This is a genomic window from Microbacterium sp. SL62 (assembly GCF_026672635.1).
Taxonomy (GTDB): domain Bacteria; phylum Actinomycetota; class Actinomycetes; order Actinomycetales; family Microbacteriaceae; genus Microbacterium; species Microbacterium testaceum_A.
This window is the reverse complement of sequence record NZ_JAPPRM010000001.1, coordinates 2902443-2917574: the sequence shown is the minus strand read 5'-3', so window position 1 is coordinate 2917574 and position 15132 is coordinate 2902443. Positions and strand designations below refer to the sequence as shown.

At 71.4% G+C, this 15132-nt stretch carries 10 protein-coding genes, 1 other RNA gene and 1 pseudogene; 11 read left to right on the top strand and 1 reads right to left on the bottom strand.

All coding sequences use genetic code 11. The features are described from left to right. Positions 1 to 8 precede the first annotated feature (8 nt). Positions 9 to 105: signal recognition particle sRNA small type (gene ffs / locus OVA26_RS13965), an RNA gene on the top strand. A 45-nt stretch (positions 106 to 150) separates the two neighbouring features. Here the strand turns inward: ffs and OVA26_RS13960 are convergent. Further along, positions 151 to 639: an NUDIX domain-containing protein gene (locus tag OVA26_RS13960; RefSeq protein WP_268104489.1), complete on the bottom strand. Its 489-nt coding sequence runs from the start codon at positions 637 to 639 to the stop codon at positions 151 to 153. A 220-nt stretch (positions 640 to 859) separates the two neighbouring features. On the opposite strand from OVA26_RS13960, the gene OVA26_RS13955 reads away from it, so the two are divergent. From OVA26_RS13955 to OVA26_RS13910, 10 genes and pseudogenes are all read left to right on the top strand, one after another. After that, entirely contained in the window at positions 860 to 1621 is a 762-nt protein-coding gene (locus OVA26_RS13955; RefSeq protein ID WP_268104488.1) for a DeoR/GlpR family DNA-binding transcription regulator, read from the top strand. Positions 1622 to 1679: 58 nt separating this feature from the next. After that, positions 1680 to 3824, top strand: a complete 2145-nt coding sequence (pta, locus tag OVA26_RS13950; RefSeq protein ID WP_268104487.1) for a phosphate acetyltransferase — start codon at positions 1680 to 1682, stop codon at positions 3822 to 3824. Next, entirely contained in the window at positions 3821 to 5053 is a 1233-nt protein-coding gene (locus OVA26_RS13945) for an acetate/propionate family kinase (RefSeq protein WP_056229562.1), read from the top strand. Before pta ends, OVA26_RS13945 begins: the two co-directional genes overlap by 4 nt. 126 nt (positions 5054 to 5179) lie before the next feature. Then, on the top strand, positions 5180 to 5914 hold the full coding sequence (locus OVA26_RS13940; protein WP_056229557.1) for an HAD family hydrolase: 735 nt from the start codon (positions 5180 to 5182) through the stop codon (positions 5912 to 5914). A gap of 121 nt (positions 5915 to 6035) precedes the next feature. Then, positions 6036 to 8573 (top strand): glycoside hydrolase family 65 protein, encoded by a 2538-nt coding sequence (locus OVA26_RS13935; protein ID WP_056229552.1) that lies wholly within the window; start codon positions 6036 to 6038, stop codon positions 8571 to 8573. 332 nt (positions 8574 to 8905) lie between these two features. Then, positions 8906 to 11866 (top strand): DNA polymerase III subunit gamma and tau, encoded by a 2961-nt coding sequence (locus OVA26_RS13930; protein WP_268104485.1) that lies wholly within the window; start codon positions 8906 to 8908, stop codon positions 11864 to 11866. Next, positions 11866 to 12459: a recombination mediator RecR gene (gene recR, locus OVA26_RS13925; protein WP_268104484.1), complete on the top strand. Its 594-nt coding sequence runs from the start codon at positions 11866 to 11868 to the stop codon at positions 12457 to 12459. Before OVA26_RS13930 ends, recR begins: the two co-directional genes overlap by 1 nt. A 287-nt stretch (positions 12460 to 12746) precedes the next feature. Further along, complete coding sequence (locus OVA26_RS13920; protein WP_268104483.1) at positions 12747 to 13286, top strand: hypothetical protein; 540 nt, start codon at positions 12747 to 12749, stop codon at positions 13284 to 13286. A 58-nt stretch (positions 13287 to 13344) separates the two neighbouring features. Next, positions 13345 to 14016, top strand: a pseudogene (locus tag OVA26_RS17430) (serine/threonine-protein kinase); the annotation flags it as partial. Between the two features lie 392 nt (positions 14017 to 14408). Further along, the gene (locus OVA26_RS13910) at positions 14409 to 15008 is read left to right on the top strand and encodes a PASTA domain-containing protein (protein ID WP_268104480.1); all 600 of its coding nucleotides are present in this window, start codon (positions 14409 to 14411) and stop codon (positions 15006 to 15008) included. The last annotated feature ends 124 nt before the right edge of the window (positions 15009 to 15132 follow it).

The window sequence follows — 15132 nt, the reverse complement described above, 5'->3', positions numbered from 1 at the left end:
AGGCTGTAGACGGCTCTCCGCGTGGCGGTATCCCGGCCAACTCCCCCAGGACGGAAACGTAGCAAGGGTAACCAGGCTCTACCGGGTGCGCGGAGGGTCTTTTCTTTGCCCGGAAACCGGAGCCCGGAGCCCGATCTCGGATGCCGTGCCTCAGTACCGGGCGAAGGGCCCGTCGAGCACCGCCCACTGCAGCAGCATGATGGTCTTGGCATCCTGGATCGATCCGTCGCGGATCTTCGCCAGCGCGACGTCGATGTCGTACTCGACGATCTCGATCTCTTCGTTCTCTTCGGCAAGGCCCCCGCGGTCGCCCTCGCGTTGGGCGCCGTCGTAGGCCGCGGCGAAGAAGTGCAGCCGCTCGGTGACCGATCCCGGGCTCATGTAGACGTCGAACACGTGCTGCACCTCGTCGACCCGCACCCGCGTCTCCTCCTCGGCCTCGCGGCAGATCGCGGTGATCGGATCGTCGTCGTCGAGCAGGCCTGCGGCGGTCTCGATGAGCATGCCGTCGGGGTGGTCGTTGACGTAGGCGGGGTAGCGGAACTGCCGGGTGAGCAGAACGGTGCGCCGGTCGGGGTCGTAGAGCAGGATCGTCGCCCCGTTGCCCGGTCGTAGGTCTCGCGCGTGAGGGTCGTCCACTCGCCGTCGTCTCCGCGGTAGCGGAACGTCGTCGCCCGCAGCACGTGCCAGCCGGCCGCGAGGAGGTCGACGTCGGAGACCTCCACCCGCGGGTTGCGGTCGAGGGCGAGACCCGTGAGGTGCAGCCCGCTGCGACCGCGGTGATCGGGGACGGTGGTGCCGGGGCGAGCGTTGTCCATGATCCGGAACGATAGTGCAGAAACGTGCAACAATGTGAACCATGCTCGCCGCCGCCCGCAAAGACGCTCTGCTCGACCGGCTCCGGCGCGACGGGCGTCTCGTCGTGAAGGACATCGCCGTCGAGTGGGGACTCTCCGAAGACAGCATCCGCCGAGATCTTCGAGAATTGGATGCCGCGGGCCTCGCGGTCCGCGTCTACGGCGGGGCTCTCCCGGCGTCGCCGGCCGTCGCCGACTACTCCGCCCGTCGCGAGGTCGCTCGGGGGAGTAAAGAGCGCGTGGCCGCCGCCGCGGTCGCCCTCATCGAGCCCGACTCCACCGTCCTGCTCGACGGGGGCACGACGACCCTGGCGATGGTCGACCTGCTGCCACGCTCTTTCGGCGGCGCGATCATCACGCACTCGCCGACGATCGCCGCCGCGCTCCTCGATCACGACGCCGAGGTCATCGTGCTCGGTGGGCGCCTCTTCAAGCATTCGGCGGTCGCCTGCGGAGCCGCGGCGATGGAAGCAACGCAGAGCGTCAGCGCCGACCTCTTCTTCCTGGGTGTGACGGGGGTTCATCCCGAAACGGGACTGTCGACGGGGGATGCCGAGGAGGCGGCCATGAAGCGCGCGCTCGCGGCCCGCGCGGCCGAGACGTTCGTCCTCGCGAGTGAGGAGAAGCTCGGGACGGCGTCGCGCTTCGGCATCCTCCCGCTCGACGGGGTTTCCGGGATCATCGCCGACCTCGACCCCGACGCGGCGCTCGCCGGGGACCTCCGCGCGGCCGGTGCGCGCATCCTGTCCGCGCACCGCTCCTGATCACTCGACGCCGAAGCAACCCCGCGGCGGTGTCGGAGGCCCGCAATAGGCTGGCTCCGTGACGCAGAGCATCTACATCACGTCGGCCGAAGGTCATTCGGGCAAGTCCTCCGTGGCTCTGGGCGTGCTCGACGCCCTGAGCCGCGTCACCCCGCGCGCGGGGGTGTTCCGGCCCATCGCGCGCTCCACCGCCGAGCGCGACTACGTGCTCGAGATGCTGCTCGATCACGACAGCGTCGACCTCGCCTACGACGACTGCGTGGGCGTGACCTACGACGACGTGCGCGACGACGCCGATGCCGCGCTGGCCCGCATCGTCGAGCGCTACAAGGCCGTCGAGGCCCAGTGCGACGCGGTCGTCATCATCGGTAGCGACTACACCGACGTCGGCAGCCCCGCAGAGCTCGCCTACAACGCCCGCATCGCGGCGAACCTGGGCGCCCCCGTGCTGCTCGTGCTCGGCGGTCGCGCGCAGCAGGGGCACAGCGAGACGCTGGGCATGTCGGTCGCGCGCACCCCGAACGAGGTCGGGCAGATCGCCTCGCTCGCCGTCTCCGAACTGCAGCACGAGCGCGCCGCGCTCTTCGCCGTGATCGCCAACCGCGCCGATCCCGACCACCTCGACGAGATCACGGCATCCGTGCGTCAGGTCGTCGACGCGCTTCCGGTCGGGGCTCCGGCCGAGCGTCGCAGCGTGCCCGTCTGGGCCCTCCCCGAAGACCGCTTCCTCATCGCCCCTTCGGTGCGCGGCGTGCTGCGCTCGGTCGAGGGCGAGCTCATCAAGGGCGACCCGGCTCTGTTGACCCGCGAGGTCCTCGACGTCGTCGTCGCCGGCATGTCGATGGTCAACGTGCTGCCGCGACTCAAGGAGTCGGCGGTCGTCGTCATCCCGGCCGACCGCAGCGAGGTGCTCATCGCCGCCCTGCTGGCCAACGCCTCGGGCACGTTCCCCTCGCTCGCGGGCATCGTGCTGAACGGCGGGTTCGAGCTTCCCGATGCGATCGTGCGCCTCATCGACGGTCTCGGCTCGCCGCTGCCGATCATCGCGACCGACCTCGGCACCTACGACACTGCGGTGCGCATCATGAACACGCGCGGTCGCCTCGCCGCCGACTCGCAGCACCGGTACGACACCGCGCTCGCGCTCTTCGAGCGCCACGTCGACACCGAGCTGCTCACGCGCGAGTTGGGCGTCGCCCGCCCGAGCGTCGTCACCCCGCTCATGTTCGAGTACGGCCTCGTCGACCGCGCCCGCAGCGACAAACGCCGCATCGTGCTGCCCGAGGGCAACGACGACCGCGTCCTGCGGGCGGCGGCCACCGTACTCTCGCGCGGCATCGCCGACCTCACGATCCTCGGCGAACCGATCGAGGTGCGCGGCCGCGCGATCGAACTCGGCATCGACATCCGCGACGCCGAGGTGCTCAGCCCGTTCGACGCCGTGCACGTCGACAAGTTCGCGACCGAATACGCCCGCCTCCGCGCCCATAAGGGCGTCACCTACGCCCAGGCCGCCGACACCGTGACCGACGTGTCGTACTTCGGCACGCTCATGGTGCACCTCGGCCTCGCCGACGGCATGGTCTCCGGAGCCGCCCACACCACGGCGCACACGATCCGCCCGGCGTTCGAGATCATCAAGACCGCCCCCGGCGTCTCGGTCGTCTCGAGCGTGTTCCTCATGGCCCTCGCCGATCGCGTGCTCGTGTACGGCGACTGCGCCGTCATCCCCGACCCCACGAGCGAGCAGCTTGCCGACATCGCGGTGTCGTCGGCGGCCACGGCCGAGCAGTTCGGCATCGCGCCGCGCGTGGCCATGCTGTCGTACTCGACGGGGGAGTCGGGCACGGGAGCAGACGTCGAGAAGGTCCGCACCGCGACCGCCCTGGTGCGCGAGCGCGCGCCCGAGCTGCTCGTCGAGGGGCCGATCCAGTACGACGCCGCGGCCGACGCCGCCGTCGCGCGGGCCAAGATGCCCGACTCCGAGGTCGCCGGTCGGGCGACGGTGTTCGTCTTCCCCGACCTCAACACGGGCAACAACACCTACAAGGCCGTGCAGCGCTCGGCCGGCGCGGTGGCCATCGGCCCCGTGCTGCAGGGCCTGAACAAACCCATCAACGACCTCTCGCGCGGCGCCCTCGTCGACGACATCGTCAACACCATCGCCATCACCGCGATCCAGGCCCAGGGGGGCACCCAGTGAGCGTCGTCCTCGTCGTCAACAGCGGTTCGTCGTCGTTCAAGTACCAGTTGCTCGACATGGCGCACGAGCGCGTGCTGGCATCCGGTCTCGTCGAGCGCATCGGCGAGGGCACGGGCGTTGCGACCCACACGGTCACGGCGGCCGCCCTCGCCGCCCCCGACGCTCCGGCACCCACGGTGACGGATGCCACGTACACGATCGAGCGCGAGATCCCCGACCACACCGCGGGCTTCGCGGTCATGCTCGACGCCTTCGCCGCGCACGGGCCTTCGCTCGACGAGTACGCCCCGGTCGCGGTCGGTCACCGCGTCGTGCACGGAGGTGCGCGGTTCTTCGCGCCCACCGTGGTGACCCCCCTCGTCGAGATCAACATCGACGAGCTGTCGGTGCTGGCGCCGCTTCACAACCCCGCGAACCTCGCCGGGATCGTCGCGGCGAAGAAGGCGTTCCCCGACGTCCCGCACGTGGCCGTGTTCGACACCGCCTTCCACCAATCGCTCGCCCCCGAGGCGTACACCTACGCGATCGACCGCGAGGTCGCCGAGGCTCACCGCATCCGCCGGTACGGTTTCCACGGCACCAGCCACAAGTTCGTCAGCGAGGCCGCGGCCGCCTTCGTGGGGCGCCCGCTCGCCGAGCTGAAGCAGATCGTGTTCCACCTCGGCAACGGCGCCTCGGTCGCCGCGATCGAGGGCGGCCGCTCGGTCGACACGTCGATGGGTCTCACTCCGCTCGAGGGGCTCGTCATGGGCACACGCTCGGGCGACCTCGACCCGGCGGTGCTGCTGCAGCTCGCGCGGCGCGCCGACATGTCGACCGCCGACCTCGACACGCTCCTCAACAAGCGCTCGGGCCTGCTCGGCATCGCGGGGGTGTCCGACATGCGCGACATCCAGCAGCGACGCGAGGCGGGAGACCCTGCGGCGCGCCTCGCCTTCGACGTCTACATCCACCGCCTGCGCGCGTACGCGGGCGCTTACCTCGCCCAATTGAACGGGGTCGACGTGATTTCGTTCACCGCGGGAGTGGGCGAGAACGCCGCCGCCGTGCGCGCCGAAGCCATGGCGACGCTCGGATTCGCCGGGGTCGAGATCGACGCCGAGCGCAATGCGACGCGCGGTCGCGGCATCCGGCGCATCTCCGCCGACTCCTCGCGCGTCGAGGTGCTCGTCGTACCCACCGATGAGGAGCTGGAGATCGCTCGGCAGACGCTGTCCGTCGCAAGCTGACCCCCATCGACCCTCTACCGGGTTGAATGAACCGACGCCACGACCCGCCCCGGTGGGGCCCGCCCGCTACTCTGAGAGCGCCGCGGCCCCGCCGCCCACGCACCGCATCCCGACCTGGAGCCCGCCGTGACCGACAGCCCCGACCTGCCTGACCTCACCGCATTCGAGGGTGTGCTCTTCGATCTCGACGGCGTGCTCACACCCACGGCCGAGGTGCACATGAGGGCCTGGAAGACCATGTTCGACGAGCTCTTCGCGGCGTGGAAGATCGAGCCGGCCTACACCGATCGCGACTACTTCGAGTACGTCGACGGCAAGAAGCGGTACGACGGGGTCGCGAGTCTGTTGCGCAGCCGCGACGTCGAGGTGCCGTGGGGCGACCCCTCCGACGATCCGTCCGAAGACACCGTGTGCGGGGTCGGCAACCGAAAGAATGTCGTCTTCTCCGAGATCCTCCGTCGCGAGGGGATCGCCCCCTACCCGGGGTCGGTCGCGCTCCTCGACGTGCTCCAGGCGGCGGGGACCCCCATCGCAGTGGTCTCGAGCTCGAAGAACGCCGTCGAGGTCCTCGAAGCCGCGGGCATCCGCGACCGCTTCCCCGTCGTGATGGACGGTGTCATCGCCGAGCGCGATCACCTCTCGTCGAAGCCCGCCCCCGATGTCTTCGCCGAAGCGGCTCGGCTGCTCGGCGTCGACCCCGCGCGGTCCGTAGCCGTCGAAGACGCGCTGAGCGGCGTGCAATCCGCCGTCGCCGCCGGCTACGGCGTCGTCGTGGGGGTCGACCGGGGCGTCGGAGCCGACGACCTCCGCTCCGCCGGGGCCACCGTGGTCGTCGACGACCTCGCCGCGTTCGTAGACTGAGCCGTCACCACCCGCGACACCCCCGCGCTGTCCCGCACGGCGACACCGCGCACCACCCGCGCGAGCGGCCCCCCGCCGTCTCGCGTCGACGTTCGACCCTGCCACCGGAAGGCACGCCCCGATGATCGATCGCGATCGCTTCCCCGTCGACGAATGGCGCCTCGTCGAGACCGAGTACTCGATCGACGACGTGGGGGTCACCGAGACCCTCTTCGCCGTCGGCAACGGCTACCTCGGCTTGCGCGGCAACTCGATCGAGGGGCGGTTCGCCCTCGAGCAGGGCACGTTCATCAACGGCTTCCACGAGACGTTCCCCATCCGTCACGCCGAGCAGGCCTACGGCTTCGCCGAGGTCGGGCAGACGATCATCAACGCTCCGGATGCCAAGGTCATGCGCGTCTACGTCGACGACGAGCCGCTCTCGCTCGATGTCGCCGACGTCCGCGAGTACGAGCGCGTGCTCGATATGCGCCAGGGGATCCTGCGCCGCAACATCCTGTGGGTCACCCCCTCGGGCAAGCGCGTCCGCATCGAGGACGAACGCTTCGTGTCCTTCGACGAGAAGCACCTCGCGGTGCTCCGCTTGACCGTCACGGTGCTCGACGCCGACGCTCCCGTCACCGTCAGCAGCCAGCTGTTGAACCGGCAGGACGGCGAGGGCATCTACGGCGGCTCGCCGATGGCATCCAAGCAGTCCGGTTTCGACCCGCGGAAGACCGAGAAGCTCAGCGACCGCGTGCTGCAGCCGCGCGAGTACTGGCAGGACGGCAACCGCTCAGCGCTCAGCTACGAGGTCAGCGAGTCGAACATGACCCTGGCGGTCATCGCCGACCACCTCGTCGAGACCGAGAACGAGTACACCTCGCGACAGCTCATCGAGCCCGACATCGCCAAGAACGTCTATCGCGTCCATGCCCGGGCCGGCGTCCCGACCACGATCACCAAGCTCGTGAGCTACCACACCTCACGGGGTGTCCCCACGGGTGAGCTTCTCGACCGCTGCCGTCGCACGCTCGACCGCGCTGTCGAGACGGGCATCGACAAGCTCGTCGAGAAGCAGATCGCCTGGTACGCCGACTTCTGGGACCGCTCCGACGTGCGCATCGGCGGTCACGGCGACCTGCAGCAGGCCACCCGCTGGTGTCTGTTCCAGCTCGCGCAGGCCGCGGCCCGCGCCGACGGACAGGGCGTTCCCGCCAAGGGCGTCACCGGATCCGGCTACAGCGGCCACTACTTCTGGGACACCGAGGTCTACGTCCTCCCGTTCCTGGCGTACACATCGCCGCTCTGGGCGCGCAACGCGCTGCGCATGCGCTATCTCATGCTCCCCGCCGCGCGGAAGCGTGCGCACCAGCTCAACGAGGCCGGGGCGCTGTTCCCCTGGCGCACCATCAACGGCGAAGAGGCCTCCGCGTACTACGCCGCCGGCACCGCGCAGTACCACATCAACGCCGACGTCGCCTTCGCCCTGGCCAAGTACGTCCGCGCGACGGGAGACGAGGAGTTCCTCGCCCGCGAGGGGGTGGACATCGCCGTCGACACCGCGCGCCTGTGGTCGACGCTCGGGTTCTGGCGTTCGAGCGACGCGGCCGACGAGGGCGAGCACGACTCGTTTCACATCCACGGCGTCACCGGGCCCGACGAGTACACGACCGTCGTGAACGACAACCTCTTCACGAACGTCATGGCGCGCTTCAACCTGCGCTTCGCGGCGCGCACCGTGCGCGATCTCGCCGAGAACAGCCCCGAGGCCTACGCCCAGATGGCCGACCGCATGAACCTCGACCCCTCCGAGCCCGAGCGCTGGGACAAAGCCGCCGAGGCCATGCACATCCCGTTCAGCGAGGCCCTCGGCATCCATCCTCAGGACGCCGTCTTCCTCGAGCGCGAGATCTGGGACCTCGAGAACACCCCGCCCGATCAGCGCCCGCTCCTGCTGCACTTCCACCCGCTGGTGATCTACCGGTACCAGGTGCTCAAGCAGGCCGATGTGGTGCTCGCGCTGTTCCTGCAGGGAAACCACTTCACGGATGCCGAGAAGCTCGCCGACTTCGAGTACTACGACCCGCTGACCACGGGCGATTCGACGCTGTCGGCGGTCGTGCAGTCGATCCTCGCGGCCGAGGTGGGCTACCAGGACCTCGCGCTGGAGTACTTCCGTCAGGCGGCGTTCGTCGACCTCGGCGACCTGCACCACAACGCCTCCGACGGGGTGCACGTCGCCTCGGCCGGTGGCGTCTGGACGGCCCTCGTGAGCGGTTTCGGCGGCATGCGCGACCACTTCGGTCTGCTCACCTTCGACCCGCGTCTGCCCGCCGACTGGCCCGAGCTGTCGTACGTGCTGCACTGGCACGGCACGCGTCTCGACATCACCCTCACCGCGTCGGCGCTGACCCTGCGCGCCGGGGGAGAGGGCGAAGCGGTCACCTTCGCGGTGCGCGGAGTGGACTACACCGTCAGCCCGGGCGAGACGGTGCGCGTCGCGCTGCACGGCCAGGGTCCGGTGCGTCCGGGACGCCCGTCGATCCGGCAGCTCGAGGGATCGGTGCGCGAGGACGGGACGCTTTTGTCGGCGTCGGTCCCGATCGTCACCACGGCGATTCCGATCGTCGGGGACGACACCGGCCCGATCGCGGTCGGACTCGACGGCGGCTTCTGAGTCTCCGTGACGCGGCGGCATCCTCCGGGGTGTCGCCGCGTTCGGCGTTTCGGGGGAGCGGTGCGGCGCCGGCGTCGGGGGCGCGGCGGATGGCATGAGAACAGGCGGATGCGACGAGAACAGGGCGGCGAGAGAAGAACCGGCCTGTTCCGAAGACGTCTCCTGTTCCGGTGACGGCGGGCGGGTCGGTCGAGCGTCGAGCGGCGTGGCGGCGGCGGCGTCGCGGCGTGGGGATCCGGCATCCGGTGCTCGATACACCCCCCACGCGGAGGGTGAACCGCGCGGGGAGCGGCCGCGGAGGCGATGTCGGAGGTACGCCGTAGGCTGGGGGAGTGACCACAGCCCTGTACCGCCGCTACCGCCCCGAGGCGTTCGGCGAGATGATCGGGCAGTCGCAGGTGACCGAGCCGCTCATGACCGCCCTGCGCAGCGACCGCGTGGGTCACGCGTACTTGTTCTCCGGTCCGCGCGGCTGCGGAAAGACCACGTCGGCCCGCATCCTCGCCCGCTGCCTCAACTGCGCAGCCGGCCCCACCGACACCCCGTGCGGAACGTGCGACAGCTGCGTCGAGCTGGGGCGCGGCGGCGGCGGCTCGCTCGACGTGGTCGAGATCGACGCGGCGAGCCACAACGGCGTCGACGACGCCCGCGACCTGCGTGAGCGCGCGATCTTCGCCCCGGCGCGCGATCGCTTCAAGATCTTCATCCTCGACGAGGCGCACATGGTCACGCAGCAGGGCTTCAACGCCCTGCTCAAGCTGGTCGAAGAGCCGCCCGCGCACGTGAAGTTCATCTTCGCCACGACCGAGCCCGAGAAGGTGCTCGGCACCATCCGCTCGCGTACGCACCACTACCCGTTCCGGCTCGTGCCGCCGGCCGCGATGCTCGAGTACGTCCAAGAGCTCTGCGAGACCGAGGGCGTGGGCGTCGAAGCCGGCGTGCTACCCCTCGTCGTCCGCGCCGGCGGAGGGTCGCCGCGCGACACCCTCTCGTTGCTTGACCAGCTCATCGCGGGCAGCGACGCCGACGCCGACGGCCACGTGCTTGTGCGTTACGAGCGCGCGGTCGCCCTGCTCGGCTACACGCACTCCGAGCTGCTCGACGAGGTCGTCGACGCCTTCGCCGCGAACGACGGCGGAGGAGCCTTCGCCGCGGTCGACCGGGTCGTTCAGACCGGTCAAGATCCGCGTCGGTTCGTCGACGACCTGCTCGAGCGGCTTCGCGACCTGATCGTCGTGGCCGCCACCGGTGCCGGCGCCTCGGCGGTGCTGCGCGGGGTGCCCGACGACGAACTCGAGCGCATGTCGCGCCAGGCGACAGCCTTCGGCGCCGCGCGCCTCTCGCGCACGGCCGACCTGGTCGTCGCGGCTCTCGACGAGATGACCGGGGCCACGTCCCCGCGATTGCAGCTCGAGCTTCTCGTTGCGCGCGTGCTCACCCACGCCGGGGTCGCCCAGGGCACATCGCCCGCCATGGCGCACGACCTCGAGGCGGCACGCGGCGGAGCGTCCGCCCCCGCCCCGGCCACGGGGCGTCCGGCATCGCCCTCCGCTGACATCGCCACCCGGGGTGCGGCTCCGGCGGCCCCCGCGGTCGCGAGCCCGGGTGGTTCTCGGTTCGCTTCGCCGGGGATCGCGGCGCCGGGCGCGGCGTCCGCGCCAGTGGCATCTCCCGGTGTCGCGTCGACGGGTGTGGCTTCCCCGGGTGTCGCCTCGCCGGGTGTGGCTTCTCCGGGTATCGCGTCGCCGACGGTCGCTTCGCCCACCGTTTCGCCTCGCTCGGGTTCCGCCGCCGTCGCATCGCCGACCGTGGCGTCTCCGGGGCGGATCGCGGCGCCCGAGGTGGCATCCCCCTCCGTCGCCCCCGCCGCGGCGGCGTCGCCGGATGCGGCCCCGTCCGAAGCGGTGTCGGCCGCCGTCGCGCCCTCGAGAGCCGCTGCTCCCGGCCGACCCGACACGTCCGCCGAGCCCCTGCCGAGCGATGACGACGCCCCGCCGCCGTTCACCGACGACGATGCTCCTCCGCCGTTCGACGACGAGCCGATGTCCGCGCCCGCCGCCGCCGTAGATCGCCGGGGGCAGGAGCAGCCCGACCGCGCGTCGATGCCGGGGGCGGCTGTTCCCGCGCGAACCGGTTCCTCCGCGGCTGGTCGTGCCCGCGCGGTCTCCTCCGACGAGGCCCATCCTTTCGACACGGCTCCCACTCCCGAGACCGCCGCCGCAGAGCGCGACGCCGACTCCACGTCGGCGTCGACCGCAGCGGAGTCCGAGGTGGGCGCGTCGTCTCCCGACGATGCACCGTCTTCCGCGTCCTCGCCGACCGTCGCTGAGGCTGGGGACGGCCCGACGGCCAACGCTTCGTCGGTCGATGCTCCGAGCGCCGACGCTCCGCTCGCCGAGGCTCCGGCCGCCGACGCCGCCAGCGCCGACGCCCCGCCCGCCGACGACGCGTCTCCTCTCGAACCGACCGCGCCCACGCCTCCAGCCACCCCGGTCGGTCCGATCGAGCTCGGCCACGTGCGCGACGCGTGGCCCGAAGTGCTCGGTCAGCTCGAGGTCGCGAGCCGGTCGTCGTGGCTCGTCGTCTCCACCGCCGCGGTCGCCGCCTTCGAGGGCGACGTGCTCACCCTGGCGTTCCGCACGGCCAGCGACCTCGCGGCCTTCAAGACGCGCACCCCCGAGGGCGGTCCGAGCGAAGACCTCCGCCAGGCCATCCAGGCCGTCCTCGGCATCCGGGTCAAATACCTCGCGCGCCTCGAGCAGGACGGTTCGGGCGGGCCCGGAGGCTCCGGTCCCGGCGGGCCGTCTCGTGGTCCGGCGGGTTCGGCGCCGACGCACGGTCCCACCTCGGGGGCCCCGGCGTCCGGTCCGCGTGGCTCGCAGACCTCCGCGCCGTACTCGTCGTCGGTCACCGAATGGGCCGTCGCCCCGATTCCCGCATCCGACGGTTCCGCGCCGACCGCCCTCCGGGCTCCCGTGGCACCGTCTACGGCGCTCGCGGTCGACGACGAGCCCGATGAAGCCACGGCCGTCGCTCCTGCGGCGGTGCATGAGGGCGCCGTCCTGCCGCCGCGCGAGGTCACCCCCTCGGTGCCCGCCCCCGACGAGGTCGACGATGACGACGTCATCCCCCCGGTCGACGAGGTCGAGGCGCCCATCCCGCCCGTGGTCGTCCCGCGCATGGCCCCGCTCAGCGGGGGAGTCCAGCGGTACGGCGAGGCCGTGGTCCGCCAGATGCTCGGCGCCACCTACGTGCGCGACGAACCCTACGAGCCCCCGACGAGGTTCAACTGATGTACGACGGCATCGTCCAAGACCTGATCGATGAGTTCGGACGCCTCCCCGGCATCGGCCCGAAGTCTGCGCAGCGGATCGCGTTCCACATCCTCCAGTCGCCGTCCTTCGACGTATCGCGCCTGTCGACGCTCCTCGGCGAGATCCGCGACAAGGTGAAGTTCTGCGAGATCTGCGGCAACGTCTCCGAGCACGATCGCTGCTCGATCTGTCGCGACCCCCGCCGCAACGCGACGCTCATCTGCGTCGTCGAAGACGCCAAAGACGTCGCGGCCATCGAGCGCACCCGAGAGTTCCGCGGGCTGTACCACGTGCTCGGCGGCGCCATCAGCCCCATCGCGGGCATCGGCCCCGACGACCTGCGTGTCACCCAGCTCATGCAACGGCTCGCCGACGGCACCGTTCAAGAGGTCATCCTGGCGACGAACCCCAACCTCGAGGGCGAGGCGACGGCGACCTACCTCAGCCGGTTGCTGCACACCCTCGAGATCCGCGTGACGAGGTTGGCATCCGGTCTCCCCGTCGGCGGCGACCTCGAATACGCCGACGAAGTGACTCTCGGCCGCGCCTTCGAAGGGCGCCGCACGCTCTGAGCCGACCACCGCGGCGTGTTCGCGGAGGGTCCGTCCTCGGGCGCGCGTCTCCTGACGCGCGTTCCGTCGCACGTGTGTCGCTGACGTACCCGCCGGACGTCACCATGCCGGATGAACCGGCTGGTGAACGTCGCTTATGAGTTCGCGACGAATCGTTGCGGGGTGGTGAACCGCTCGTTCACCCTCTGCTCGCGCCACGGCCATGCGGGGGGAGGACGTTCTTCTCTGCGGAACAGCGTGGGGGACCCGAAGCCCCGACGCAGAGGTCCGTCAGACAGGGGCCTTCCGTGAGCGAACCGCTCTCCACACGACCGACCGCGCACGCGCGCGTGGTGTTCGACACCTTCCGCTCGGCGCGCGACCCGCGCCTGAGCGCGTGGCTGCTCTTCCGTTCGTACCTCCTCCCCGAGCTGGCGGCATCTCAGCTCGCCCTCATGGAGAGCCCCACGGCCGCGGGTGCTCTCGCCCCGATCGGGGTCTTCGGCGTCTGGCGGCTCCTCGCGACGAATAACCGCGAGCTCGCTCGCTGCGCAACGGTCTTCGCGTCGCCGTCCGTCGCGGTCGACGCGGCCCGGGTGGAGAAGTCCCGCGCCGACCAGATGCAGGTGTCGACGGTCCGCGGCCCCGTGGCGACCAAGCACGCGTGGGTGCTGCGCCGCGGCGATCGGCCGATCGCGACCGCCGCGCGCTGGTACGAGTCCGCCGGCGAGGCGTCCGCGGCCGGCCGCGCAGCCGTCGCGGTGTTCCGGTCCGCCGACGTCGTCGAGGGCGTCAGCATCGGCAGCGCCTCCGGACGTCGGTCGCGCGTGTCGGCGCAGCCCGCGTGATCGCTCGTCGGCGCGCGGGGTTGCGGCAGCCGGTCGGCCGGTCTGAGGGCGCCGACTGATGGTAGACGATGCCGGCGGTCTCGTCGCGGGGAGGTTCCGCGTCGAAGGGCTCCTCGGCACCGGGGGAACGGCATCCGTCTTCCGCGCCCGGGATGAGGTGACCGGTCAGACCGTCGCCGTCAAACTGCTGCATCCCCACCTCTCTCAGAGCGACACCGTCCGCGAGGCCTTCCTCCGCGAGGGCAGGCGGACGGCGCACGTCTCCCACCCGTCGATCGTCGCCGTCGTCGACATGGGGACCTTCCGCGAGCACGGCATCCCCATCGCATGGATTGCCCAGCAGATCGTCGAAGGCGTGACCCTCGCTGAGCACGTCCGTGCCACCGGTCCGCTCTCCGCGGTCCACGCCGCGGCGGTGGCCGGGGACATCCTCGATGCGCTGGGTGCCGCTCACGCGGTCGGTCTCGTGCACCGCGATGTGTCGCCAGCGAACGTGCTCGTGCACGTCGTCGACAACGGCCTTCCCCGATCGACGCTCCTCGATTTCGGCCTCGCCGATGCGGCGGGAGAGACGGCCCACGGCGACGACGTTCTGCGCAGTTCCGTGTCGCCGGTCACCGCGGGAGTGGTCGGAAACGCCGAGTTCGCCTCGCCCGAGCAGCTGAGCGGGCAGCCCGTCGGCCCGCGAGGCGACCTGTACCAGGTCGGCGGGATGCTGTACTTCGCGCTCACGGGACGCGCCCCGTTCACGGGGAGTGACCGGTCCGCCGTCATCCGGGCGCACCTGCACGCCCCGCCTCCCGTCCCGTCCGTGGCCGTCCGCTCCGTCCCCGGTGCGCTCGACCGCGTCGTCGTGCGATCGATGCTCAAGGAGCCGGCGGACCGCTTCGCCGACGCCGCCGAGATGCGCGCGGCGGTCCTCGAGGCGGTCACCCCCGCGCGAGTGCGCGTCCCCGGCGATGACGAGGTGTCGTCGACACGGGTCCTGGCGGCCGCCCCTCTCGGTGCCGGTTCGGCACCGGCCCCCGCGCCGGTGGACGAGTCGACGCGACACGGACCCCGGTGGGGAGCGATCGCGGCCATCGTGCTGCTGCTGGCGGGCACGGCGGCCGCCGTCCCCTCATGGCGAACGCCGGTCGTGCGGCGCCCGCGGCCGAGCCGTCCGCGGCGGCCTCGGCTCCGGTGCCCACCGCGACGACGACATCGACACCGCAACCGACCGCGTCCGACCCTGGCACGCCCGCACCGATCGCCACCGCGCTCGTGCCCGCCTTCGGCTCCCTCGACGACACGCGACTCGCGCTCGCGGCGGCGGGGTTCGTCGTCGGCGACATCACCGAGCGCGACGCGCCCCAGTCGGCGGGGACGGTGCTCTCCTCCGACCCGGCCCCCGGGACGGCGGTGGCGCGTGGTTCCGCGGTGCGTCTGGTCGTGGCATCCGGATCCAATCTCGTCCCGAACGTCGTCGGAATGGATGCCGCGGCAGCGGCCTCGTCGATGCGCGCAGCGGGGTTCGTCCCGGCGCAGACGACCGTCGCCTCCGACCGACCGATGGGGACCGTCGTCGGCGTCGAACCCGCGGCGGGGAGCGCCGCCCGTCTCGGAAGCGCCGTGACGATCCTCGTGGCCGCAGCCCGGGCGACTCCGACGCCGGCCCCGCCGTCTCCGTCGTCCACGCCGACGCCTGTCCCGACCGCCACGCCGACGGGCGGACCTCGATGACGCCTCGACCGGCGTCGTCCCTCGTTCACCTTCGAGCGTCTCTCGTTCACCACCCCGCCAGCCGACGTGGACAGTCGAACCGGGTGCCGTTCACGGCTGACTCCTAGCCTCGCAATGCCGGCGA